A 24916-nucleotide genomic window follows, 5' to 3' on the forward strand; every position below is an offset into this window, starting at 1 on the left:
GCGGCCGTCACCATCGCCTCAATCCTGCTCTGGATCTGACCTTTGAAGACGATCTCTAGGGGGCGCCCGGGGAGGCGAGCAGGGCGTCCAGGGCCTTGCCGAACACCCGTCGCCCGGCGGAGGCGAGCAGCGGGTCACCCCACCGGGGCACCAGTCGCACCCGCAGCTCCTCGACCCACACCACATGGGAACCGGAATCCGTGGGCAGCACGTCGATCGAGGCCCGGCCCAGCACCACGGAGCCCCGCTTCTCCAGTCGGCACACCCCGGCCCGGCCCTCGGCGGGCGGCGTCCACCGCACCACTTCCATCGGATCGTCGAACGCCAGCGGGCCCAGCCCCGTACGCGCCACGAAGACCGTGCCGAGCCGCGAGGGCAGGCCCGTCGGGACCGAGATCGACGTCAACGGCACCTGCGCGGCGTGCCGTTCCCAGTCGGTCACCCGGCGCCAGGCTTCGGCTGCGGGGAGAGGGGAGAAGCGCTCGATCCGGAAGACGGCCACAGCCCGATCCTAGAGGGTGTCCCGCACACCGCGAGCCGAGCGGAATCCCGCCCGGCCGAACGTCCTGCGCGGGGCCGCCGTCAGCCCCCGGTGACGGGCGGGGCGCCGGTGGTCCCGGCGGGAGGAACGTCGCCCGCCACCACCAGACCCGGCAGATGCTCCTCGATCTCCGCGCGCAGCTCCCAAGGCAGGCCCGCGTCCGTGACCAAGGTGTCGACCTCCTCCAGCGCGGCGAAGGAACTCAGGCCCACCGTGCCCCACTTGGTGTGGTCGGCCACCACCACGATCCGGCGCGCCGCCCGCACGAAGCGGCGGTTGGTCTCCGCCTCCGCGAGATTGGGCGTCGAGAGCCCCGCCTCCGCCGAGATCCCGTGCACGCCGAGGAACAGCACGTCGAAGTGGAGGGAGTCGATGGCCCGGTCCGCGACCGGCCCGACCAGCGAGTCCGAGGGGGTGCGCACCCCGCCCGTCAGCACCACCGTCGCCGCCCCGGGGCGCGCGCCGCGCCCCCCGGCCGGCCGCTGCGCGTCGTGGAACACGTCGGCCACCCGCACCGAGTTCGTCACCACCGTCAGGTCCGGCACGTCCAGCAGGTGCCGGGCCAGCGCGAAGGTCGTCGTCCCGCCGGAGAGCGCGATGGCGCTGCCGGGCACCGCCAGAGCCGCCGCCGCCCGGGCGATGTCCTCCTTGGCGCTCGGCTCCAGCGCCGACTTCGCCTCGAACCCGGGCTCGTGCGTACTCGCCTCGACGACCGGAACCGCACCGCCGTGAACCTTCTCGATGACGCCCTGGCGGGCCAGCGCGTCCAGATCCCGGCGGATCGTCATGTCGGAGACGTTCAGCCTGCGGGTCAGCTCGTTGACCCGGACCCCACCACGCCTGCGCACCTCGTCGAGGATCAGCGCACGGCGCTGCTCCGCGAGCAGGTTCTGGTTCTCGCTCAACGCCGGGTCCGGTCCTTCCCTCTGCCGTACCGTCCGCAGCGGTCTGCGGGCGACGCTCATCCTGCCACGCAGGCATGCCCGGCGTACCAGCTGGGGAGATTCCGTGAGACCGCTCACGCGGCCGCCCCGGACCGGGGATCGTGTCTCCGGGCGGCCCGACGCATCCCCGCGCGCGGCCCGTCCGCCGCCCCGCCCGCACCCGTACCCGCTGTGCCGCCTCCCCGCAGTGCCGCTCGCCCGAGAAAGAGTCCCCCCTTGGCTCCTGCCACCCCGCCCCCGTCGGCCACCCCGTCCCCCGAGCACACCGGGACCGCACTGGAACTGCTCGTCCACGGCGTCGGCGGCGCCACCCCGCAGGAGATGCTGGGCGACCCGCGTACGGTCCGGGTCACCGGGGACACGACCGCCGCCGTGTACCGGCGCACCGAGGACGCCGACGGCGAGAAGCACCCCGAGCGCTACCGGGACGAGCCCGTCGCCGAGGCGTACTGCTGGTCCGGGCTCACCTCCGGCAACGGCTCCCGCGCGCTGTGGCTGCTGCTCCTGCCGTTCATGGTGGTCAACCTCGCCCACTGGATGCGCCCCACCGCCACCGGCCGCACCCGCGCCGTCCGGCTGTACGGGGTGCTGGTCCGGCTCGTCGCGCTCAGCCTCACCGTGCTGCTCACGGCGGCCGCCTGCGAAGTCGCCCTCGACCTGCTGGCCTGGCAGTGCGCGGGCGCCGACGTCTGCGCCGGACGCCGTTCCTGGCTCGGCTTCCTGTCGGAGCGTCAGGACGGCTGGTGGTCCCAGCCCGGCCGCCGGCTCGCCCTGGCGGCGCTCGTACCCACGGCCCTGGTGGGGCTCCTGTGGTACCTGTCCAACTGGACCTGGAGCGCGTACGAGTCCCAACGCCCGTTGGGCGGAGAGGACTTCGACGAGGACGACCCCTTCGGTGCGGCTGCGGCCCACGGCCCGGACGCACCCGGTCCGGACGCCGACGGCAGCCCGCGCAAGGCAGCCCTGGTCCGGCCCGCGCTCGGCAGGCCCGGATTCTGGTACGGCCGGCGGCTCGTCGCCCGGCTCCGTGCCGCCCACACGGCGGCCGGGTTCCTGACCGTCGCCGCGGCCGTCTCCGGCGCCGCCGCACGGCACGACCGGGGGGCCGACGGGCCGGTGCCCGGGATCATCGGCGCGGCCGTGGAGGGCGGCATCGTCCTGTGCGCGCTCGTCGTCCTCTGGGTCGTCTGCCGCCGGGGCCGCAGCGAACGGACCCTCGACATGTGCCTGGACCGCGCTCTGATCAGCTATCTGCCCGGCTCCGCGCTGGCCCTGCTCACCCTCGCCGTGCTGTACGCGTCCTGGTCGCGCCCCGACTGGCAGTCCTCGGGCGCCCTGCCCGGCGAGGCCACCTTCCGGCTCCTCGCCCTCGGCCAGGGCGTCCTCGTCGTCGCCCTCGTCGTGGTCGCCCGGGGCCTCTACCGGCGTACCCCCGAACCCCGCACCGTCCTGTACGGACTGGGCGGCCCCGCGGTCGCGATGCTCGCCTGTGCCCTCGGCGGTGTGATGACCGGCGGGGTCGCCCAGCGCGTCGCCGACTGGCTGGACGGCCCCGGCACCCCGGGCATGGGCCACGAGGCCGACATCGCCGGGCCGCCGGTCCTGCTCAGCTGGCAGGCCTCCGTCATCCCGGTGCTCCTGCTCCTCCTGCTCGTCCCCGTCCTGGTGCTGGTCGTCCGCACCGCGCGCACCGCCCGCCGCCTGGGCCCGGTCGTCGAGACGGAGTACGCCCCCGAACCGCCCGACGAGGGCCGCACCCGCCGCATCGCCCGGATCCGCGCCACCGCCGCCCTCACCGACTCCGCGCCCTGGATCGTCGGCGTGGTCTCCGCGGCCACCCTGCTGCTCGGGGCGGGCGCGATCGCCGGATCCTGGTACAGCGACCAGGTGCCGGGCCGGGCCGCCGACGGCAGCGGGCCGCTCCTCGAATCCTTCGCCGACGCCGCGCAGTCCACCGGCTCCTGGCTGATCGGCTTCGGCTTCATACTCTTCGTCGCCGGCGGCCGGCGCGCCTACAAGGACGCCTCGGCCCGCCGGACCATCGGCATCCTCTGGGACGTGGGCACCTTCTGGCCCCGCGCCGCCCACCCCTTCGCGCCCCCGTGCTACGCCGAGCGCGCCGTCCCCGACCTCGCCTCCCGGATGTCCGCCTGGACGTCGACCACGCCCCGGGGCCGGCTCGTCATCTCGGGCCACTCCCAGGGGAGCGTGCTCGCGGCGTCCGCCGTCTGGCAACTGCCCGACGCGACCCGTCGCCGGGTCGCGCTGCTCACCTATGGCTCGCCCCTGGAACGGCTGTACGGTCGGTGGTTCCCGGCCTACTTCGGGCCCGGCCCCCTGCTCGGGCTGGACCGCTCGGTGCACTGCTGGCGCAATCTCTGGCGGGCCACCGACCCGATCGGCGGTCCCGTCCGCATCGGCGCCGACCCCGACCCGGGCGTCGACCGGGGCCCCCTGAAGGACCCGCTGGCCTACGGGCGGACCACGCGGCTTCCGCTGCCCGAACCGATCCTCGGGCACTCCGACTACCAGGCCGACCCGGCCTTCGCCGACGCACGCGCCGACCTCCTGGAGGAGCTGGGCCCGCTCGTCCCCCGGCAGGGGGAGGCGCGGTCTCAGAGGGGCAGGTCGGGCAGGTCCTCCGGGTAGAGCAGGGTCAGGTCGTCCGTGCTCGGCTCGGCGAGCTGGGCGACCCGGCCCGCGTGCCGCTCCACCATCGACTCGAAGGTCTGGCGGGCGGTGCGGCCGTTGCCGAAGGCGGGGCCCTTGGGAAGCGCCGTGAAGTGCTTCAGGAGTGCTTCCCCGGTCCCCGCCGCCAGGCTGTACTCATGCTCCTCGGCCTGCTGCTCGACGATCAGCAGCAACTCCTCGGGGACGTAGTCCTGGAAGGTGATGGTCCGGGAGAACCGCGAGGCCACCCCGGGGTTGACCGTGAGGAACCGCTCCATCTCATGGGTGTAGCCCGCGACGATCACGACCACCGCGTCCCGGTGGTCCTCCATCAGCTTCACCAGCGTGTCGATGGCCTCCCGCCCGAAGTCCCGGCCGGAGTCCTCGGGGGAGAGGGCGTACGCCTCGTCGACGAACAGCACCCCGCCGCGCGCCCGGTCGAACGCCTCCTGGGTCCGGATCGCCGTCGAACCGATGTGCTCGCCGACCAGGTCGACCCGGGACACCTCGACCAGGTGGCCGCGCTCCAGCACGCCGAGCGCGGCCAGGATCTCCCCGTACAGCCGGGCGACCGTGGTCTTGCCCGTACCGGGGGAGCCGGTGAAGACGAGGTGGCGGCGGACGGACGCCGCCTTCAGACCGGCCTCGGCGCGGCGCCGGCCCACCTCGATCATGTCCGTGAGCGCCCGCACCTCCCGCTTGACGCTGTCCAGGCCCACCAGCGCGTCCAGTTCACCGAGGACCGCCGATGAGTCCCGGGCCGGCTCCACCGGGGCGGCCGGCCGGGGAGCGGGCTCCACCGGGCGCTGCCCGGGCAGCGCGCCCAGCAGGCCCGGTGTCGACTGCGTGGCCGTCAGCACCGGGGGCGGCGGCGGAGCCGGAGCCGTCCGCAGACCACTCTCGTCGCTCGTGCAGTCCCGGGCCACCGGCCCGGCCGAGGACGGCCCGTCCCCCTCGGGGAACTCGTAACCGCCCCGCGCGCAACGCTCCGTACGGCACCGGGTCAGGGTCGTCCGGCAGCCCTCCATGACATGGAAGCCGTACCCGTCACTGCCCGTCACCCGGCAGCCGTCGAAGGTGCCCCGGCCCTCGGCCGACACGTAGAACCCGGCTTCGGCGGGCGAGGTGACCGTGCAGCGCTCGATGGTGGGGTCCGCGCCCTTGGTGACGATGACCCCGGTCTGTGCCGCGTCGATGGTGCAGTTGTTCAGCGTGCCGCCGCTGCCGTGGTCGCGGAACCAGGCGCCCGTGGACGCCTCCCGGATCCGGCAGTCGTCCAGCTGCGCGGTCGCCCCGTCGCTCACGGACACGGCGGTGTTACGGATCTGGGAGAGGTCGCTGTCCACCACATCGGCCCGCGAACCCCGGTCGAGGACGAACAGCGCGTCGGGCACGTCGTGCACCCGGCAGGCGTCCAGTATCACCGTCGCGCCGTCACTGACCCACACCGCCGGATAGTCGCCCGTACTGTCGTGGATCTCGCACTGGTTGGCGTCGACCCGGGTCCCCGGGTCCCAGACCGAGAGCCCGTTGCGGCCGAACCGGCGGACCGTGGAGCGGGTCAGCGTGAGCACCGAACGCGAGCGCAGGTCGACGGCGTTCTCCGGGATGTCATGGATGTCGCAGTCGGCGAGCGTCAGCACCGCGTCGGTGTCCAGCGTCACGCCGTCCGCCGACGTGCGGTGCACGGTGCAGTCGGTGAGGTGGGCCGAGGCGCGGGCGGTGACCTGGATGCCGCTGCCCTTGATCTCGTACACCTCGCAGCCGAGGGCCTCCAGGCCGCTGCCGTCGCCGGTGACGCCGATGCCCGCCCCGGACGCGTGGTGGATCCGGCAGCGGTCCAGGCGCGGATGCCCGCCGTCGCGGACCGACACCCCGGACTGGCCCGCCGAGACGATCTCGCACTCCTCGAACACCCCGCCCGCGCCGTCCAGTACGGCGATGCCGACCCCGGCCGGATTGTCGACGGTGCACCGCCGCACGGTGGGCCGGGCCGCGCCGCGCACCTCGATGCCCGCGGCGGACCGGGTCACGATCCGCAGGTCCGTCAGCTCCGCCGTGCCGTCCTCGACCAGCAGCGCCGGGGCCGCCGAGTCCTGCCCCTCGATGTGCAGGCCCTGGACGACCGCGGAGGCGCGCACGGTCAGCGGTACGCCGTCGAGCGGCGCGATCCGCACGGACCCGGCCGACCCGTCGGGGCCGCGCAGGGTCACCGCGCGGGGGACGACGAGGTTCTCCCGGTAGGTCCCGGGGGCGACGGTGAGGACGTCGCCCTCGGCCGCCGCCTCCAGGGCCGCGGAGAGGGAGGCGTACTCGCCGGTGCGGCGGCGCCATCGCGATGTGCCGGTGTGCGTCACCTGGACCGTGCCCTGTGCCATGGCGTTGCTGTGCCCCCACCTCGTGCTGTGCGCTGCCTCGGGTCCGTCCGTCGCCGGGGAGGCGGACGGGGTCGGACCACCGTAGCGCGCGTGAGGGCCGGGAGTTGACGAGTCGGCCCCGCGGGACGGTGTCGCGGGCAACCGCGTCCGGCCGGCGGAGAGCGTGGTCAGCCGCCCGTTCCGGCCCGGCCCCAGCCCGCGCCCGCGGCGGCCCACTCCCGGTCGAGACGGCTGTACCGCTGCCGCACCATGCACCCGACGACCGCCCTGCGGCCCGCTTCGACACAGCCGGCGGCCAGCAGGGACGTACCGATGCCGGCCAGCACCGCATGCGACCGGGCGGCGCGGGCGTCCATCGGCGGGGGGACCGGGAGGCCCGCCGCGTCCGTCCAGATCCGCAGCGGGGCCCCGGGGGCGCCGGGCCCCGACGCGGTGGCCACCTCCCCGGTGCGCGGGCTGCCGTCCGGGGCCTGCCAGGACGCCACGACCCAGATGCGCGCGGCCCGTTCGGAGCCGCCCTCGGGATCGCCCACGTACCGCTCGCGCCCCGGCGCCCGCCCCACCACGACCGCGTCGACGGGGTGGCGTTCCTGGTGCTGGGCGCGGACCGACCGCTGGAGGGCGTCATGGGCGAGAGAACCTCCGGCCCAGCCCGCGACCGGGGCCCCGACCACGAGGAGCAGCAGCGCTCCGAGCGCCACCCAGGCCTCGCGGCGGTCGGTGGCGCGGCGCAGCGGATTCTCCCGCCCGCGCGACAGCCCCCGCAGCAGTGCCCACTGCCCCCTCACCCCGTGCTCCCGTCCCCGTCGATCGATGTCCCCGCGGCCTGCCTCGGCGGGCCCGTGGTGCGAAGGATCGTCGAGTGCCGAGCCCGGCCTCCGTACTCCAGGACCGCTTTCAGCCGTCGGAGGTTGCCTGGTGCGTCCCCCGGCGCACCGTGCCGTACGGAGGGTTCGCGGGTTCAGTATCCCCGGGTCTGGTACGGCCGGCTGTACGGGTCCTCGTACGGCGACTGGGCCGGTACGGGGCGCGGTGAGGCGGGGCGCATCGACTCGTACCCGGTGGCGGGCGCGGGGCGCTGCTGCTGGGGCTGCTGCGGATAGCCGCGGACGGCCGAGGGCTGCTGCGGGATGTACGGCGCGGGCGCGTGCTGCAGCTGGGCGGGCTGCATCGGCGCCTGCTGCGCCGGAGCCTGCTGGTACTGCGGCATCGGCTGCTGCTGCGGGTAGCCGTAGGAACCCGTCTGCTGCGACGGGGCCGAGGGCAGGGCCGGCAGCGCCGACGGCAGCGCGGGCAGGTAGCTGTTACCGGTGTCGTACGCGGCCGGCACACGGATGGGGGCGATCTGCGGGGTTCCCCGCTCCGCGACCAAGGAGTCGTAGATCGGAGTGTCGGGGAACGACGCGGCGTAGTAGCCGCCGCCGAAGGTGGAGCGGGGGGACGTCATGCCACCTAAGTTAAGCCCACGATGTGCCGGATGGGGAGCCCCAATCTTTGGGTTATCCGTTTTACGCAGGTTCTGTGCGCCCGGCCCCCCGAAACAGCGTTAAAGACTTCGTTAACGGCAAGGGTCTTTCCGTCGGTGGGCAGCGGCTTCGGGGGAGCCCGGCCTTGATCGGGAACGGTGCCCGGCGCGGACTCGGACGGGAAGCGAATAGCGCGGAGCAAAGGGCGGCGCCCCGCCGGTGCGGAGGCGGGGGCGCCGGTCGTGATCGCGATCATGACGGAGGGGGTACGGCTCATCGCGGTGGCGCCTGCGGTCGCATCGTCACGCCCCGTGGCGCGGACGTCCCGGTGCGCGGTCCACCCCGTCCTCTGCCGTCGGCCGGGGCCGGGCCCGGGGCCGGCGGTGCGGAGCGCGGGTGCTTCCGGTCGTCGTGCGGGCCCGGTGGGGGGTGGTGGGGGATCCGTTCACGCCACGGGAACGGGTTCCAGGGCTGCGATGTCCGCGAGCGAGAAGAGCATCTGTTCGTGGAGGAATCTCACCATGGTCCAGTGCGGCAACGCGCCCTCGTCGAAGGGCCCGAATTCCTGGCGGTACAAGGGGATCCAGCGCAGTGCCTCCTCCAGTGCCTGTTCGCGCCCCGGACCTTCCTGGTAGTTCTCGTAGGCGATGCTGCGGTGGTTGATGAAGAACCGTCCGGGGAGCCGTTCCTCGCACAGCGCGCGGTATTCCCGGGTCTGCAGGATGAGGTAGTGCCATATCTCGTCGATGTCCTGTTCGACCGGCAGGAAAAGGCCGCTGAGGCGATCCGGGTGGAGGGAGACGAGATAGAGGTATCGCAGGCATTCGGTGACCTGTCGTTCCACGAAGCCGGGCAGCGCCTCCGGTGTCTTGTCCCGGAAATGCCGCACCACTTCGGTGTGGAGTTCGTCGCCGAGCAGGTGTTTGAGGTCGTTGGCGGAGACCGTCTGTCCGCTGGTCATGGCGTTCCTTTCCGTGGAGGGCGGCGCGTCAGCCGCGTCGGCCGGTGAGCCAGGCGTACTTGCCGGACGGTCCGATGGGGATCCGGGTCCGATGCTCGATCCGGCAGTTCCGTCCGGTCAGTTCGCCGGTGCTGTGCCGCAGCGACTCCGCCTCGGGCTCCCCGAGCGGCTCGCCGGTGAACGTCGTGTACAGCAGAGTCGCTTCCGTGTCTGTGGGGAGGCGGAGTTGGTGCAGGAAGATCCGGGGGGAAGCGGCCGCGACAAGCCGGTCGAGGTCGCCCTGGGCCACCGGGCCCTTCGGGGTCGGGAGCAATTCCGCGAGCCGACCGCAGAATTGGACGATCCCGGCGGGATCCGGTGAGCCGTCCAGAGTGCGCACACAATCGCCCGACCGGTAGCGGACGAGCGGCATGCAGGGATTGCGCACGCTGGTGACGACAAGTTGGTGCATCGTGCATCCGGGGGCCACCGGCAGGAGTTCGATGCTCATCCCGTCCAAGTGCGGCCAGTACCTGCCCTCCCGGTCGCTGTAGAAGAGATAGCCCAACTCCGTACTGCCGAAGAGGTCGATGACCGGGCAGGCGAAGCGCTGGTGCAGGAAGCGCCGTACGTTCACCGGTGTGTACTCGTAGGCGTGGATGATGCTGGCCGGTTCGGGGAACGCGTCCCGCAGCCCCAACGTCTCGACTTTCCGCACCAGATGCGCCAAGTGGTAGCCGGAACAGTCGAGATGATAGTGACCCAGCGGATGCGAGGAGCGGGCCTGGTCGATTTCCCGGAGCATCCGCGACACCTCCGCACGGTCCCAGTGTGCGGGGTCGAGCCGGAGGTTGAGGTAGCAGGTGCGCTCGTCCAGCCGCCGGTCGGCCAGAGCAGGGGGCCGCTCCGGCTCCACGCCGCGCCGGGCGGCATTGACCCGGGCCACGTGCTCCGTGGCCAGGACCGTGGTCAGCGAGACGCGGGGGCAGCCCGACTCCCAGGTGCCGCCGATGTCGGGGTGGTCGCGCCACAGTTCGTAGTAGGAGCGGAGCAGGAAGTACGGAGGCCGGATGATCCGCATCCGGGCGTGGTTGGTGCCGGTGGACAGGACGAACTCCGCCTCGCCGTTCTCCAGCGCCGCCGCCAGTCGGGGCGTCATTCAGTTGCCGGGGAACCCACGGGCGATCTCCGGCTTGTCGAGCACCGGGAAGTAGCCCTTGGCCAGGGACTCCTGATAGATCGGTATGTCGCGGATATGGTCGATGACCTCGTCGGTCGGCTGGCCCTTCATTAATTCCTTCTCATGTTTCACGCAGCTGAAGAAATATGGGCTGGGAGAGCCGGAGCGGGGGCGCCGGGGGAGAGCGCCACGGTCGGGGAACGGCCTCGCGCGGAGTCGGCCCCGGTGCCCCCGCGGCGGGTCAGGAAATGCAGCCGGCCTTGGGCGCGGAACTGATGCAGCCGCTCTTGGGTGCTGCGCTGATACAGCCTTCCTTCGTGGATCCCTGTGCCGAGTTCACGGCGATCCAGTTCTGCCAGATGCCGTCCTCGGTCATCTTCTTGATGAGCTGTTCCATGAGGTTCTCCGATGACAGTGCGGAAGGTACTCCCGGTCATGGGGTCGACGGCCGATGAATTTCTCCGTCGACCCGCTCGCCGAAGGTAAAAGCAAGATTGAGTGACTGTCAACGAACGGCAATGCCGAGCCAGGGGATGCGGCCGCGCACCGGTCGGATTCGGCGCGATTCCGTGGCATGCCCCCCGCGCCGTGGCCGCCCCGGCCCACAGCGCGCCGCCATCCGCGAAGTCCCTGCTGGAGGCGGGTGGACAGCGGTGCGCGGACGCTTCCGGCCCACCCGTTGGGCAGCACCGTCACGGGAGATGGACAGGGCCGCGGCCCCCGAAGATGAGAATGCTCTCCTCAAGTCCGTTCGCCGAGTCCCACGAAGGCAGAATGGCCTTATGTTCTGGCGAGGGGTGGGGTCGGTATTAGCGGGATGCGGCGCGGGTGCTGTGGCGTTACTGGCCGTCTGGTTATGGCCCGGCCAGAGTGTGGCGCCTTCGATGGGGCCGGTGGTGGTCGTGCCCGTTCCGTACGGTCCGACGCCCTCGCCCGCCTCTCCGTCCGGACCGAGCCGCCCCGCCGTGACATCCCCCGCCGCGCCCGGCCCGTCCCGCACCTGCTCGGGCGGCCGGCCCGTGCCCCCGTCGCCGCCGCCTGCCGCCGACGACGGGGGCGGCGCGGGGACGTCACGCCCCGTCGGCGACGACGAGAAGGTCACACGGGCCCCCCGGGACGAGGTGGATGACGAGGGCGACGACGCGCGGGGCGGCGGGCGCGACGACGAGGAGACGGAGGCCGACGACGAGGAGGCGGAAACTCCGGACGGCCGTCCGGAGGCTGCGGACGACGAGTGGGACGACTGATGGCGTGGCGCACCACCAGCGCGCGCTCCCGCATCGTGGGGTGGATGCTCCTGTTGCTCGGCGCCGCCCTGACCGTGCCCACCTTCGGCATCACGATCGTCTGGCAGGCGGAACTGGACCGCCAGATCGACGCGAAGCTTCTTTCCGAGGCCGACAAGCTGCGGGCGTTCGCCCGCACCTCCCGAGACCCGTACACCGGTGAGCGCTTCACCTCCGGCGCCGCGCTGCTGACCGGGTTCATGGCGGTCCACCGCCCCGAGCACAACGCCGCGTTCTTCAGCGTCGTCGACGGGCGGGCGGACCGGCGCAGCCCCGGCCCGGCCCCGGCCCGCCTGGACCGGGACCCTGCGATCGTGGCCCTGATGGCGCGCACCTCCGACACCCGCCTACGGACGCTGGACTCCCCGGCGGGCAAGGTCCGTTACGGCGTCGTCCCGGTCCAGATGGCCGGAGACAACGCCGACACCCGGCTCGTCCTGCTGTCCTTCCGGGACCACGAACTGCGCCAGGAGCGCCACATGGCCCGGCTGCTGCTGCTCTCGGGCTGCTTCGCCCTGGTGCTCGCCGGGCTGGCGAGCTGGCTGGTCGCGGGCCGGGTCCTGGCACCGATCCGGCTGGTGCGGCAGACGGCCGAGCGGATCAGCGAGACGGACCTCAGCCAGCGGCTGCCGGTGCGGGGGAGCGACGACGTGGCGGCCCTGGCCGAGACGTTCAATCACATGCTCGACCGTCTGTCGGGAGCCTTCACCGCGCAACGTCGGTTCCTGGACGAGGTGGCGCACGAACTGCGGACCCCCATCACGGTCCTGCGGGGACACCTGGAGCTGGCGGAGGAGGGCCCCGGCAGTCTGCACGGGCAGACCCGCACCCTGCTCATCGACGAACTGGACCGGATGCGGCGGATCGTGGACGACCTGCTGCTTCTGGCGCGAGCCGAGCGCCCCGACTTCCTCGCGCCCGGCCGGACCAGTCTCACCGACCTCGTGGTCGACACGGCGGCCAAGGCCCAGGCACTGGGGCCCCGGCACTGGACGGTGGCCGAGGTCGCCGACGTCAGCGTGCGACTGGACGGACAGCGGGTCACCCAGGCTCTGATGCAGCTCGCCGCCAACGCGGTCAGCCACACCGGCGAAGGAGACTCCATCGAGATCGGATCGCGCCTGTGGCGCGGCCGGGTACTGCTGTGGGTGGCGGACACCGGGCCCGGTGTGGCCCCGGAGGACCGCGAGCAGATCTTCCAGTGCTTCTACCAGGCAGGCACCGCGGTCCCCGGCCGCGCCGCCACCGGCATCGGCCTGGGGCTCGCCCTGGTCCGCGAGATCGCCCAGGCACACGACGGCGTCGCGCGCGTCGAGGAGGCCGCCGGCGGCGGCGCGAGATTCGTCATCGACCTTCCCGCACTGGACCCCACGACCGAAGGAACCCTCTGTGAGCAGGATCCTGATAGCCGAGGACGAGGCACGCATCGCATCCTTCGTCGAAAAAGGCCTGCGCCGTAGCGGATACGTCACCCGGGTCGTCGCCGACGGCGTCGCCGCCTACGAGCACGCTCGCGGCCGGGACTTCGATCTCCTCATCCTCGACCTCGGCCTGCCCGGCCACGACGGACTGACCGTGCTGCGCAAGCTGCGCAAGGCGCGCGTCAGCCTGCCCGTCGTCATCCTCACCGCGCGCGACAGCGTGAGCGACATCGTGGCGGGCCTGGAGAGCGGCGCCGACGACTACATGGTCAAACCGTTCGCCTTCGACGAGCTGCTGGCCCGCGTACGGCTGCGCCTGCGCCGCGAGGAGCCGCCGGAGAACTTCCTGCTGCGCGTGGGCGATCTGCTGCTGGACCTTCGGACCCGCAGGGCCCAGGCCGGCGAGCGCGTCGCCGACCTGTCCGCCCGGGAGTTCGCCCTCGCCGAGATCCTCATGCGCAACCCCGACCGGGTCCTGTCCCGGGAGCAGTTGCTCAGCCAGGTGTGGGGATTCGACTACGACCCCGGCTCGAACATCGTCGACGTGTACATCCGGTACCTGCGGCGCAAGATCGGCGCCGAACGGGTCCAGACCGTGCGGGGCGTCGGCTACCGGTTGCGGGCCTGACGTACGCCGCCCCGGGCGGGACACCGGGCGGGGCCGCGTACGCACCCCTCGTACGCGATGAGAACAGTCTCACCGCTGTCTCACCGCCACCTCATGGCCCGCCCACAGACTCCTCCTTGCGGGTCCTTCGGTGACACGAGGCCCGAGAACGGCCCGATGCCGGTCGCAGCGGCCCTGCCCTCGCGCGACGAGCCGCACGCCGCTGCCGTATGTCCGTATGGAGGACCTCTGTGCGACGACTCATCGACCACGCCCGCGCCTTCCCCGCCCGCTACGGCGGAGCGGGCCGTGACCTCAAGGAGTTCGAGGCCGGCCAGCGGCCGTCCACCATGTTCATCACCTGCTCGGACTCCCGGGTGGTCCCCGCCCTGCTGACCGACTCCGGACCCGGTGAACTCTTCGAGATGCGTACGGCGGGGAACATCGTCCCGCCGTACGATCCGGACGCGCCCACCAGCGAGATGGCGACCATCGAGTACGCCGTGTGCGTGCTGGAGGTGTCCGACATCATCCTCTGCGGACACTCCCACTGCGGTGCCGTCGGCGCCCTGGCCCGGGGCGAGGACCTGCGGACCCTGCCGGCGGTACGGGGCTGGCTCGGCCGGTCCGCCCCCGAGGGCGGCTTCCGGGCCCCCGGGGCTTTCGGCCCCGACTGCGAACAGCCCGTACAGCGCCATGCGGTGGCTCAGCTGGACAACCTGCGCGCCTATCCCTGCGTGAGCCGGGCCGCGGGCGAGGGGCGGCTCGGCCTGCACGCCTGGTACTACGAGGTCCACACCGGCTCCGTGCTGATCCACGACGCCGCCAGCGGACATTTCTCCTCCCTGTGACAGCGACCCGAGGGTGAGCAGCGCGGGCCGCCCCCGCCGCCACCCGCTGTCTCCCCCCACCCCTAGGAGCTGAAGCTCTCATGTCCTCACTCCCTCTCCGGTTACGCCCGGACGTCCTGTCCCGTGACGTCCTCGCCTCGATCGTGGTGTTCCTCGTCGCCGTCCCCCTCTGCGTCGGGATCGCGGTCGCCTCCGGTGTCCCCGCCGAACTGGGCCTGGTCACGGGCATCGTCGGCGGACTGGTCACCGGCGCCATGCCGGGCAGCTCGCTCCAGGTCAGCGGACCGGCCGCCGGACTCACCGTCCTGGTCCACGAGGCCGTCACCACCCACGGGGTCGCGGCCCTCGGCGTCCTCGTCCTGGCGACGGGAATCCTCCAGGTCGGGCTGGGCCTCATCGGCTTCGGCCGGTGGTTCCGCGCCATCTCGACCGCCGTCGTCCACGGCATGCTCGCGGGTATCGGTCTCGTACTGATCAGCAGCCAGCTCTACGCCATGGCCGGTTCCTCCGCCCCCGGCAGCGGTCTCGACAACCTGGCCGGACTGCCGGACCTGTTCACAGGGATCACCGCGGCCCCGGCGATCTCCTCCTGTGCGATCGGCGCGGGCACCATCGTGATGCTGATCCTGTGGAAGCGGCTTCCCGGACGGCTGCCCGGGATGCTCCCCGGGCCGCTGGCGGCCGTGGGACTGGCCACCGCGACGGTGGCCGTGTTCGACCTGCCCGTCGCCCCGATCGAGGTCCAGGGGCTGGTCGATTCACTGCGGCTCACGGGCCTGGACGACTTCGGTCTCCTCGCGGATGCCGGTCTGCTGGGCGTCGTCCTCGCCTTCACGCTCATCGCCTCGGCCGAATCCCTCTTCAGCGCCGCAGCCGTGGACCGGATGCACGACGGCCCGCGCACGCACTTCAACAAGGAACTCGTGGCCCAGGGGACGGGCAACACCATCTGCGGCCTCGTCGGCGCACTGCCCATGACCGCCGTCATCGTGCGCAGTGCCGCCAACGTGCAGGCGGGGGCGTGCACCAAGGCGTCCCGGATCCTGCACGGCGTGTGGCTCCTGGTGTTCGCGGCCCTGTTCCCCGCGATGCTCGGCCTCATCCCGGTGGCCGCCCTCGCCGGGATCCTCGTCCACGCCGGCGCGAAGCTCATCCCGGTCGCCACCATCCGTCCGCTCTGGCGTGAACACCGGGGCGAGGCCGTGGTCCTGATCGTGACCGCGCTGGCCATCGTCCTCACGGACATGTTCATGGGCGTGCTGCTCGGTATCGGGCTCGCCGTGATCAAGACCGCCTGGGAGACCTCCGCGGTCCGGATCGACATCGACGAACGGGACGACCGCACCACGGTCTCCCTCGGCGGCAATGCCACCTTCCTGCGCCTGCCGCTGATCCTCGACACCCTGGAGGCGCTGCCGAAGGACCGGCCGGTGGAGCTGGACCTCTCGCGGCTGCGCCACCTCGACCACGCCTGCCGCACCGCACTCGAAGCGTGGAGCACGCACAGCGGCGCAGTGCGGCGCCACGGACCGGCGACGGACGGAACACCGCGCGAGGCCGCCCTCGCGGGGCTCGCCCGGAACGGCGACGGCTCTCCGCGCACTCCCTAGGACCTGTCGTCAAACTGCCGTCTGCCGCGCGACGCCCGAGGCTTTCCCACCACCGGCAGCTAAGTTGTGGGGGGAAAGCCTGCGGGCAGCCGGACACGCGATGGGGGTCAGGATGAGCATGAAAAAGGGAAGCAACGTTCCGGTGCCTTCCGGCACCGTCCGCGTCGAACTGGGGTGGCACGCCGCACCCGGCGTCCCGGACGTCGACGCCTCCGCCCTCCTCCTGGTGGCGGGCAAGGTCCGCGGCGACACGGACTTCGTCTTCTACAACCAGCCGGCCCACGCGTCCGGAGCGGTCCGGCACGAGGGCAAGCGGACCGCTCCCGACGGGGTCACCGACACCCTCCTCGTCGACTTCGGGAAGGTCGAGCCCGCGATCGAGCGCATCGTCGTCGCGGCATCGGCCGACGGCGGCACCTTCGGCCGGGTGAGCGGGCTCCACGTACGGGTCACGGACGCGGCCGGCGGCGCGGAGCTGGCCCGCTTCGACAGCACGGACGCCACGGTCGAGACCGCCTTCATCCTCGGCGAGCTGTACCTGCGCCAGGGGGCGTGGAAGTTCCGCGCGGTCGGGCAGGGCTACAGCACCGGCCTGGAAGGCCTGGCGACGGACTTCGGCATCTCCGTCGACGAACCGCAGCAGGCCCCGGCGGTACCGGGGACCACGGCGGCCGCTCCCGCCCCTCCGCAGCCCCGGCCCGCTGCCCCCGCCCCGGCTCCGGCCGCTCCCGCCCCGGTCCCGGCTGCTCCCGTCCCGCCGGCCCCGGCGCCCGTACGACTGACCAAGGTCACGCTGACCAAGAGCGCCCCGTCCGTCTCGCTCGCCAAGCAGGGCGGCACCTCCGGCGCGCTGCGCGTCAACCTCAACTGGGAGGTGCGCAAGCAGTTCAAGGGCTGGGGCGCCAAGCTCGGCCGGGCCGTCGCCATGCACGCCGATCTCGACCTCGACCTCTGCGCCCTGTACGAACTCGCCGACGGCCGCAAGGGAGTGGTGCAGGCCCTCGGCAACGCCTTCGGCTCACTGGGTCAGCCGCCCTTCATCCATCTCGACGGCGACGACCGCACCGGCGCGGTCTCCACCGGCGAGAACATGACCATCAACCTCGACCACAAGAACCTGCTGCGGCGGGTACTGATCTTCGTCACCATCTACGAGGGCGCCCGGAGTTTCGCCGATCTCCACGCCACCGTCACCCTCCAGCCGCAGAACGGCGCGCCCATCGACTTCTCCCTCGACGAGTGCACCGTGCCCTCCACCGTCTGCGCCCTGGCCCTGATCACCAGCGACGGCGGCGACCTCACCGTGCGGCGCGAGGCCCGCTACCTCGTCCCGGACCGGGGCGTCAGCCCCCAGCGCACCATCGACGCCGCCTACGGCTGGGGCATGAACTGGACGCCCGGCCGCAAATGACTACCCGCGCCCGCCCGGACCGGCCCCCCGCCTCCCGGCGGCGTCACCGGTCGGGCGCGGCCTCCGGGCGCGCATACGTACGGCCCTTCCAGGCCGCGCCCCGCCCCCGGTAGTGCTGCACCGCCGAGTCCACCGTCATCAGCAGGTACAGCACCGCCGTCAGCGGCAGCAGCGGGCCCAGCCACGGCGACTGCCGGTAGTACGCCAGCATCGGCAGGTACGTCGCCGTCATCAGCGCCCAGGCCGCGCCGCCCGCCCAGGCCGCCACCGCGTCGCCCGCCGACACCCCCGCCACCAGCGTCACGGGCGGCGCCACATAGACGAGCAGCAGCCCCGGGACGGTCCCCGCCAGCAGCAGCGGGCTGTGCCGCAACTGCGCGTACGCGCTGCGCGCGACCATCCGCCACAGATCCGCGAGCCGTGGATACGGCCGCACACTGTCCACCCGCTCCGCCAGTCCCAGCCAGATCCGGCCACCGCTGCGCCGCACCTCCCGCGCCAGCGACACGTCGTCGATCACCGCCTGCCGGATCGACTCCGGGATCCGCGCCCGCTCGGCGGCCTCCGTACGCAGCAGGACACAGCCGCCCGCAGCCGCGGCCGTCCGTGACCGGGCGCTGTTGACCCGGCGGAACGGGTAGAGCTGCCCGAAGAAGTAGACGAACGCGGGCACCACCAGGCGCTCCCAGACGCTCTCCACCCGCAGCCGCGCCATCTGCGACACCAGATCGAAGCCGTCGGGGCCGCCGGGACCGGCCGCGGCCACCAGATCGCGCAGACTGTCCGGCTCGTGCGCGATGTCCGCGTCGGTCAGCAGCAGGAAGTCCGGCTTGTTCCGCCGGGCCACCGCGATCCCGTGCCGCAGGGCCCACAGCTTGCCCGTCCAGCCCCGCTCGGGCTCCCCGGGCGTCACCACCGTCAGCGGGAGACCGCCGTACCGGGTCGCCAGGTCCCGGGCCAGCGGCCCGGTGCCGTCGCTGCTGCAGTCGTCGACGAGGATGATCCGGGCCTCCCCCGGATAGTCCTGGACCAGCAGCGACGGCAGGCTCACCGGCAGCATCGCCGCCTCGTCGCGGGCCGGCACCACCACCGCGACCGACGGCCAGCTCGCCGGGTCGCCGCGCCGGGGGAGCCGCTGGTCCGTCCGCCAGTAGAAGCCCTGCCCCAGCAGCAGCCACACCCACACACTCAGCGAACCCACGGCGATCCAGGCAACGGCGCTCATCCGCCGAAGTCTGCCCCACCGAGCCCGGTTCGCAAGGGCTGTCGGCTAGGGTGACCGGGTGAAGATCGCGCTCATGGACTCCGGAATCGGCCTGCTGGCGGCAGCGGCCGCCGTGCGCCGCCTGCGGCCCGACGCCGAGCTGGTGCTCTCCTCCGACCCCGGCTCGATGCCCTGGGGACCCCGCACTTCCGAGGACCTGACCGCGCTGGCCCTGGACGTCGCCCGCGCCGCCGCGGCCCAGCGCCCCGACGCGCTGATCATCGCCTGCAACACGGCCTCGGTCCACGCCCTGCCGGCGATCCGCGCCGAGCTGGAGCCGGCCCTGCCGGTCATCGGCACGGTCCCCGCGATCAAGCCCGCGGCCGCGGGCGGCGGCTCCGTCGCCATCTGGGCCACCCCGGCCACCACCGGCAGTCCCTACCAGCGCGGACTGATCGCGGAATTCGGCGGCTCCGCCGAGGTCACCGAGGTGCCCTGCCCCGGTCTCGCCGACGCCGTGGAGTTCGGCGACGAGGCCGCGATCGACCGGGCCGTCGCGGCGGCCGCCGCCCGCACCCCGTCCGACGTGCGGGCCGTCGTCCTCGGCTGCACCCACTACGAGCTGGTCGCGACCCGGATCCGCGACGCCGTGCAGCGCCCCGGCCGCCCCCCGCTCGCCCTGCACGCCTCCGCCGGGGCGGTCGCCGCCCAGGCGCTGCGCCGGATCGGTGCGGAACCCGCTCCGACGGCCGCCCCCTCCGGCGCGCTCACCGTGCTGCGGGCGGGCCGCGTCGCCGCCCTCCCGGACGCCGCCCTGACGTATGCGGAAGGCCGGATCCTGGCCGCCGGAGCACCCGTCCGCTGACCGTCCGGCCGCTCGGCCCGCTCGCCCGATCGGCCCCCGCCGCCCCGGCCGGGAGCCCGGAACGCGGTTACGCTGCTGAATATGACCGACCACCCCGAGAGTGCGAGCCACGGGTCGAGCCAGGCGCCGCCCACGGAGTGGAACGGCCGCGCCACCAACCGGCTCCAGTGGGTGCTGGCCCTCGCGGGCGCCGGCTGCGTGGCGCTCGGCATCGAGCTCGCCGTCGACGGAGCCTGGACCTCGGGCATCGCCCCGCTGCTCATGTCCGTGATCGGCTGCCTCGCCGCCGGACTGCTGATCCTCTTCGGCACGCTCGCCTTCGTCCATGTGGCCGTCAGGGTCGACGGGGACAGCCTGGAGGTCCGCTGCGGCCACGCCGGACTGCCCCGCCGCCGGATCCTGCTCAGCCATGTCACGGGCGCGGAGTTCGTCCCCCGGATCAATCCGCGCGAGTGGGGCGGCTGGGGCTACCGCTGGCGCCCCGAACAGGGCACCGCCGTGGTGGTCCGCAAGGGCGAGGGCATGGCCCTGCGCCTCGGCGACGGCCGTACCTTCACCGTCACGGTCGACGACGCGGAGACGGCCGTACGGTTCATCCGGCAACGCCTGCACCTGCCCTCCTCCGGGAAACGGCCCCGCGACTGACCGGGCGGCCCCGGCGCCCGGGACCCCCGCCGGACGCCGCGCCGCCCCAGCGGGGGCCCGCTCCGAAGCCCCGGCGGCGAGCCGCCCCCGGGCCGCCCGGGTCCCGGCCCTGCGCAGGTCGACGCCGCCGCGCACAGCCGCCCGGGCCCCGGCCCCGCGCAGGTCAACGCCGCCGCGCACAGCCGCCCCCCGTAGACTCCGGCGGGTGAGCGCCACCATGACCCCCGTCGACGATTCGCCGCCCCCGGCAGCGGCCCCCCGGGCCGCCGGGCTGCCGCGGCGGCTCTTCCGCCCGGCCGCCGCCGTGCTGTCCGGGCTCCTGCTCTACGCGAGCTTCCCGCCCCGGACCGTGTGGTGGCTCGTGCTGCCCGGGTTCGCGCTGCTCGGCTGGGTGTTGCACGGGCGACGGCTGCGGGCCGCGTTCGGCCTCGGCCTCCTGTCGGGCCTCGGCTTCATGCTGCCCCTGCTGCACTGGACCGGCGAGGACGTCGGCCCGGTGCCGTGGCTGGCCCTGGCCGTCGCGGAGGGGCTCTTCATCGCCGTGGGGTGCCTCGGTATCGCCGCGGTGACCCGCCTCGCGTACTGGCCCGTGTGGGCGGCCGCGGTCTGGACGCTGGACGAGGCGGTCCGGGCCCGGATCCCGTTCGGCGGCTTCCCCTGGGGCAAGATCGCCTTCGGCCAGTCCGAGAGCCCCTTCCTGCCGCTCGCCGCCCTCGGCGGCACCCCGCTGCTCTCCTTCGCCGTCGTGCTGTGCGGCTTCGGCCTCTGCGAGGCGGTGCGCCGGATCATGGCGTACCGCTCCACCGGGAAGATCCCCCGCGCCGCCGTCGCCGGGGCCGCCGCGAGCGTCCTCGTACCGATCGCGGGGGCCTTCGCCGCGCTGCCCCTGGTCGACGACTCGGCGGAGAACGGCACCGCCACCGTCGCCGCGATCCAGGGCAACGTGCCGCGTCTCGGCCTCGACTTCAACGCCCAGCGCCGCGCCGTCCTCGACAACCACGCCCGGCGCACCGCCGAACTGGCCGAGGAGGTGAAGGCGGGCAAGGAGAAGCAGCCCGACTTCGTGCTGTGGCCGGAGAACTCCTCCGACCTCGACCCCTACCTCAACACCGACGCCCGCCAGGTCATCGACGACGCGGTCAAGGCGATCGGCGCCCCCACGGTCGTCGGCTCGGTGGTCGAGAAGGGCTCCGACAGCCTCCGCAACACCCTCATCGAGTGGGACCCCGACCGGGGCCCCGTCGACACCTACGACAAGCGTCACATCCAGCCGTTCGGCGAGTACATGCCGATGCGCACGGTCGCCCGCTTCTTCAGCGAGGACGTCGACCGGGTGCAGCGCGAGTTCGTCCCCGGCACCGAGGTGGGCGTCTTCGACCTGGCGGGGACGAAGGTGGGGCTCGTGACCTGTTACGAGGCCGCCTTCGACGACGCCGTACGCGACACGGTCAAGCACGGCGGACAGATGATCGCCGTGCCGAGCAACAACGCGACCTTCGGGCGCAGCGAGATGACCTACCAGCAGCTCGCCATGTCCCAGGTGCGGGCCGTCGAGCACGGCCGGGCCGTCGTCGTCCCCGTCACCAGCGGGGTCAGCGCGGTGATCCGGCCCGACGGCACGATCGTGGAGAAGAGCGGGATGTTCACCCCCGCCGCCCTCGTCGACGAGGTCCCGCTGCGCTCCTCGCTCACCCCCGCCACCCGGATGGGCCCCCTGCCCGAGGGCGTCATCGCCCTGCTGGCCCTGGCGGGCCTGGGCTGGGTGAGCGTCTCGGCGGTCCGGGCACGCAGGGCGCACGGTGCCGGGAAGTAGCACCACCACCGGCCACGTAGGCTCGGATCCATGGCTACTCCCGACTTCATCCGTGACATCCGCGCCACCGCCGGGCACCAGTTGCTTCTGCTGCCCGGCGTGACGGCCGTCGTTCTCGACGACGAGGGCCGCGTCCTGCTCGGCCGGCGCGCGGACACGGGGAAGTGGGCGGTCGTCGGCGGGATCTCCGAGCCGGGGGAGGAGCCGGCGGCGACGGCGGAGCGCGAGGTGCTGGAGGAGACCGGCGTGCACTGCGTGGCCGAGCGGCTGGTGCTCGCCCAGGCGCTGCAACCCGTGCAGTACGCCAACGGCGACCGCTGCCAGTACCTGGACATCACCTTCCGCTGCCGGGCGACCGGCGGCGAGGCGCGGGTCAACGACGACGAGTCGCTGGAGGTGGGCTGGTTCCCGCTGGACGGGCTCCCGCCGCTCGGCGAGTTCGCCCTCTTCCGGATCAAGCAGGCACTCACCGAGGGACCCGCCTGGTTCCAGCCCACCCCGAGCACGACCTGAACCTCTACCGCACGGTGAAGGTTCCGGTGGCGCCGCTGAACGGTGTGATCTTGCCCAGCAGGTTCTTCGCGTCCCCGTGGTGCACGATCCGGTAGGTGCCGGGTGTGGTGTCCGCCGCGATCCTCCAGGTGATCGTGGCCTTCGAGGTGCCGGTCAGACCGTTGAGCCGGGTCCAGCGGTAGGTGGTCTCCCAGTCACCGTCGTCCAGGACGCGCTTCCAGGTGCCGTTCTCCAGCCGCTGGACCTCCAGGAAGGTGGAGCCCCGGCGGAGGTTGTTCTTCGGGTGGCCGGTGGCGAACTCGACGGTGGCGGTGGAGCCGCGCGCGTACGAGCCCTCCGGGGCCTTCAGGACCGCGCCGAACGCCTTGCCCGAGGGCGGGTTGTCGTACACGACCCCCGTCTGGAAGGTGAACTGCCGGCCCGACTCGTCCGTCGGCATCGTGCCCCGGTCCAGCGCCGTGCCCGCGCGCAGGGACTGAGCGATCCGGGCGTACTCCTGCTGGTAGGCGGGCAGGGTGTAGCGGCCGTACAGCGTGGAGCCGCCCTCGTAGTTCTGGGTGTCGTACTCCTCCGGCGTCGTGACGTACTGGCTGTAGGCGTTGGCGTACCCCTGGAGCAGGACGCGGTCCAGCGGCACGCCCAGTTGCTCGGCCACCGTGCGGCGTACGCGGAGGCCGGAGGCGATGGTGAACTCGCCCGGGGCGGCCACCAGGTGCAGCTCGCCGATCTTCATGATCTGGAGGGGGAGCCGCTTCGGGGTGACCGGGTGGACGTTGCTCAGCAGACCTGTCGGGATCAGGCTCGCCTTCGGGTACTGGCAGGTGGCGAGCCAGGACGGGGTGTCGACGCGCAGCGCTTCGAGGACGGTGGCGATCGGGGTGCGCATGCCCTCCTCGAACAGCGGGATGGCCGGCCCGTCCTCGACGCTGCCGGCGAGCGTGGAGGCGCCCACGACGGCGGGGCAGGTGCGGTGTTCCTCGCCGTCCGGTGTGTACTCCGGCCGTACGGTCACGTTCTCCATGTCGACGTACGCGAGCCGGGAGTCGACCCCTCCGGCGACGGGCCGCGCCTCCTCGTAGATCTCCCTGGCCTTGTCGAGCTGGCGCTCACCGATGATGCGCGCGTTCTCGAACTCGTCCTCGGTGGGCCCGGAACCGGGCTTCAGATTGAGGTTGGGGGACATGTCGCCGGCGTTGGTGTTGGGGAAGGCGGCGACGAACCCCGGGGTGTCGTCGAGATGGCGGACGCCCTCGTGGTCGTGCTCCCAGGCGTGAGCGGCATAGCCCTTGTTGTCGGGGCTGATCAGCGTGTTCTTGTTGGTGATCGAGGTGTTGTGGGTGGCGAACCAGCTGATGGCGCCCGCGTCCTTGTCGCCCTGCTTGAACCGCAGCACGGTCATCGCCGGGTCGATGCCGTCGGGGAAGGCGGCCCGGTCGGCGGCCGGATTGCGGTCGAACGCCTCCCGCGAGCGGTTGACGCTGGCGTTGGTCAGGGTCCCCGTGCCCAGGCTCATCGTGCCCGGTTTCAGGTCCTCGTGCGCCTCGGCCACGGACTCGGTGATGCCGTCGACGACCGCCCGGTAGGTCTCCTTCTGGAAGCCGAGGACGGAGAGGTTGTAGGCGACGTTGTGGGAGTACCCGCCGGGCCCCGAGTGGGTGTGCGTGGCCGAGAGGAGGACGTTGTCCTCCCCGTACAGGCTGCCGTAACGCTCCTTCAACTGCGCCATGACGCCCTGCCGGACGGACTGGAAGATCATCGCCAGGTCCGCGTTGACGTACACCACGCGCTTGCCGCTCGCCCGGTCGACGACGACGAAGGCGCGCGACCGCTGCCGCTGATGGATGCCCGAGGTCTTCTGGTCGAAGCTGGAGTAGCCCATCATCCCCGTCTCGGCGGCCTCGCCCGTGACATCGGCGATGCCGCGACCGACGAGGTAGCCCGCCTCCTCGGCGGTGTCCGACGCGGACGCGGGGGAGGGGGCGCCGAGGGTGACCGCGCCGAGGGCGGCGGCGAGCAGCGCGACGGGCAGCCGGCGCCGGGAGCGGCGGACGGTGGGGGGTGGCATGGAACCTCCTGGGGCGGGAGACGGGATGCCGGGCCCGGTCGGCGGCTCACCGACGTGGGAGGCCGGGCAGTGCCCCGACCGTAGAGCAGTGTGACCTGCGTCGCATAGATGTCTACCGGCCAGTAGAACTCTCGGGCCGGTGTTCCGTCCGCGTTCCGTCCGCATCGCGTCCGCGTTCCGCCCGCATACGCCTCGTTGACATGCGCATGGCGTATTGTTCTACTGAGTGGCGGATCAATTGGCCAGTACGGGAGGAGGATATTCATGCAGGCAGTTGAGGAAAAGGTCCAGAGCGGAACGGACCGGAACGCCGATGAGGTATTCGATCTGGTGATCGGCGATCTGGAACAGGAAATTCCGCCGCTCGCTTCTCCGACGAACTCGGGCAGCGGCACCGCCTGTGGTACGTGCGCGGGCGTCTACTGCTGTTGACGCGTGGCGGGTGGCGCCGGCCCGGTCCGGCGCCACCCGGTCGCGTCGTTGGGCCCATCGGTGACGAGTCGGAG

General features: G+C 72.8%; 21 protein-coding genes and 1 pseudogene. 12 read left to right on the forward strand and 10 right to left on the reverse strand.

Annotation, left to right across the window (positions count from 1 at the left end):
- Positions 1 to 55: 55 nt before the first annotated feature.
- Together IE145_RS06815 and IE145_RS06820 are read right to left on the reverse strand one after the other, a co-directional pair.
- Complete coding sequence (locus tag IE145_RS06815) at positions 56 to 502, reverse strand: SRPBCC family protein (protein ID WP_189519841.1); 447 nt, start codon at positions 500 to 502, stop codon at positions 56 to 58.
- A gap of 80 nt (positions 503 to 582) precedes the next feature.
- Entirely contained in the window at positions 583 to 1446 is an 864-nt protein-coding gene (locus IE145_RS06820) for a DeoR/GlpR family DNA-binding transcription regulator (RefSeq protein WP_189519843.1), read from the reverse strand.
- Positions 1447 to 1701: 255 nt separating this feature from the next.
- Here IE145_RS06820 and IE145_RS06825 point away from each other — a divergent pair, with 255 nt between their 5' ends.
- Entirely contained in the window at positions 1702 to 4134 is a 2433-nt protein-coding gene (locus IE145_RS06825; RefSeq protein ID WP_189519845.1) for a hypothetical protein, read from the forward strand.
- On the opposite strand, the gene IE145_RS06830 is transcribed toward IE145_RS06825, so the two are convergent.
- The 6 genes and pseudogenes from IE145_RS06830 to IE145_RS06855 form a co-directional block, all read right to left on the reverse strand.
- Positions 4101 to 6533, reverse strand: a complete 2433-nt coding sequence (locus IE145_RS06830) for a right-handed parallel beta-helix repeat-containing protein (RefSeq protein WP_189519847.1) — start codon at positions 6531 to 6533, stop codon at positions 4101 to 4103. The genes IE145_RS06825 and IE145_RS06830 overlap by 34 nt on opposite strands.
- 167 nt (positions 6534 to 6700) lie before the next feature.
- Positions 6701 to 7321, reverse strand: a complete 621-nt coding sequence (locus IE145_RS06835) for an Rv1733c family protein (RefSeq protein WP_189519849.1) — start codon at positions 7319 to 7321, stop codon at positions 6701 to 6703.
- Positions 7322 to 7494: 173 nt separating this feature from the next.
- The gene (locus IE145_RS06840) at positions 7495 to 7980 is read right to left on the reverse strand and encodes a DUF6643 family protein (protein ID WP_189519851.1); all 486 of its coding nucleotides are present in this window, start codon (positions 7978 to 7980) and stop codon (positions 7495 to 7497) included.
- 464 nt (positions 7981 to 8444) lie between these two features.
- Positions 8445 to 8960 carry a glycine-rich domain-containing protein gene (locus tag IE145_RS06845; protein WP_189519853.1) on the reverse strand — a complete coding sequence of 172 codons (516 nt, stop codon included), beginning with the start codon at positions 8958 to 8960 and terminating at the stop codon, positions 8445 to 8447.
- A 28-nt stretch (positions 8961 to 8988) separates the two neighbouring features.
- Positions 8989 to 10230, reverse strand: a pseudogene (locus IE145_RS06850) (hypothetical protein).
- 130 nt (positions 10231 to 10360) lie between these two features.
- Complete coding sequence (locus tag IE145_RS06855) at positions 10361 to 10516, reverse strand: hypothetical protein (protein WP_189519854.1); 156 nt, start codon at positions 10514 to 10516, stop codon at positions 10361 to 10363.
- A gap of 568 nt (positions 10517 to 11084) precedes the next feature.
- On the opposite strand from IE145_RS06855, the gene IE145_RS06860 reads away from it, so the two are divergent.
- The 6 genes from IE145_RS06860 to IE145_RS06885 all read left to right on the forward strand — a co-directional run bounded on the left by IE145_RS06860 (position 11085) and on the right by IE145_RS06885 (position 17305).
- Entirely contained in the window at positions 11085 to 11366 is a 282-nt protein-coding gene (locus IE145_RS06860) for a hypothetical protein (RefSeq protein ID WP_189519856.1), read from the forward strand.
- Entirely contained in the window at positions 11366 to 12865 is a 1500-nt protein-coding gene (locus IE145_RS06865; RefSeq protein WP_189519858.1) for a sensor histidine kinase, read from the forward strand. Before IE145_RS06860 ends, IE145_RS06865 begins: the two co-directional genes overlap by 1 nt.
- Positions 12795 to 13454: a response regulator transcription factor gene (locus tag IE145_RS06870; RefSeq protein ID WP_189519860.1), complete on the forward strand. Its 660-nt coding sequence runs from the start codon at positions 12795 to 12797 to the stop codon at positions 13452 to 13454. Before IE145_RS06865 ends, IE145_RS06870 begins: the two co-directional genes overlap by 71 nt.
- A gap of 230 nt (positions 13455 to 13684) precedes the next feature.
- Complete coding sequence (locus tag IE145_RS06875) at positions 13685 to 14284, forward strand: carbonic anhydrase (RefSeq protein WP_189519862.1); 600 nt, start codon at positions 13685 to 13687, stop codon at positions 14282 to 14284.
- Between the two features lie 80 nt (positions 14285 to 14364).
- Positions 14365 to 15894: a SulP family inorganic anion transporter gene (locus IE145_RS06880; protein WP_189519864.1), complete on the forward strand. Its 1530-nt coding sequence runs from the start codon at positions 14365 to 14367 to the stop codon at positions 15892 to 15894.
- Between the two features lie 100 nt (positions 15895 to 15994).
- Complete coding sequence (locus tag IE145_RS06885) at positions 15995 to 17305, forward strand: TerD family protein (protein WP_189519866.1); 1311 nt, start codon at positions 15995 to 15997, stop codon at positions 17303 to 17305.
- A 43-nt stretch (positions 17306 to 17348) separates the two neighbouring features.
- Here the strand turns inward: IE145_RS06885 and IE145_RS06890 are convergent, their stop codons facing one another.
- Positions 17349 to 18530: a glycosyltransferase gene (locus tag IE145_RS06890; RefSeq protein WP_189519867.1), complete on the reverse strand. Its 1182-nt coding sequence runs from the start codon at positions 18528 to 18530 to the stop codon at positions 17349 to 17351.
- Positions 18531 to 18588: 58 nt separating this feature from the next.
- Between IE145_RS06890 and IE145_RS06895 the strand changes: the two genes are divergently transcribed.
- From IE145_RS06895 to IE145_RS06910, 4 genes are all read left to right on the forward strand, one after another.
- Positions 18589 to 19374: a glutamate racemase gene (locus tag IE145_RS06895; protein ID WP_189519869.1), complete on the forward strand. Its 786-nt coding sequence runs from the start codon at positions 18589 to 18591 to the stop codon at positions 19372 to 19374.
- Between the two features lie 81 nt (positions 19375 to 19455).
- Positions 19456 to 20019, forward strand: coding sequence for a hypothetical protein (locus IE145_RS06900; RefSeq protein WP_189519871.1), 564 nt, complete (start codon positions 19456 to 19458; stop codon positions 20017 to 20019).
- A gap of 217 nt (positions 20020 to 20236) precedes the next feature.
- Complete coding sequence (lnt, locus tag IE145_RS06905; protein WP_189520226.1) at positions 20237 to 21832, forward strand: apolipoprotein N-acyltransferase; 1596 nt, start codon at positions 20237 to 20239, stop codon at positions 21830 to 21832.
- Positions 21833 to 21862: 30 nt separating this feature from the next.
- A complete protein-coding gene (locus IE145_RS06910) occupies positions 21863 to 22345 on the forward strand; it encodes an NUDIX hydrolase (RefSeq protein WP_189519873.1) in 483 nt (160 codons plus the stop codon).
- Between the two features lie 4 nt (positions 22346 to 22349).
- Here the strand turns inward: IE145_RS06910 and IE145_RS06915 are convergent, their stop codons facing one another.
- Positions 22350 to 24410, reverse strand: coding sequence for a neutral/alkaline ceramidase (locus tag IE145_RS06915; RefSeq protein ID WP_189519874.1), 2061 nt, complete (start codon positions 24408 to 24410; stop codon positions 22350 to 22352).
- Between the two features lie 264 nt (positions 24411 to 24674).
- Here IE145_RS06915 and IE145_RS06920 point away from each other — a divergent pair, with 264 nt between their 5' ends.
- On the forward strand, positions 24675 to 24842 hold the full coding sequence (locus IE145_RS06920; RefSeq protein WP_007449166.1) for a hypothetical protein: 168 nt from the start codon (positions 24675 to 24677) through the stop codon (positions 24840 to 24842).
- Positions 24843 to 24916: the final 74 nt, after the last annotated feature.

Origin of the sequence: Streptomyces sindenensis, assembly GCF_014649035.1 — a bacterium.
Taxonomy (GTDB): domain Bacteria; phylum Actinomycetota; class Actinomycetes; order Streptomycetales; family Streptomycetaceae; genus Streptomyces; species Streptomyces sindenensis.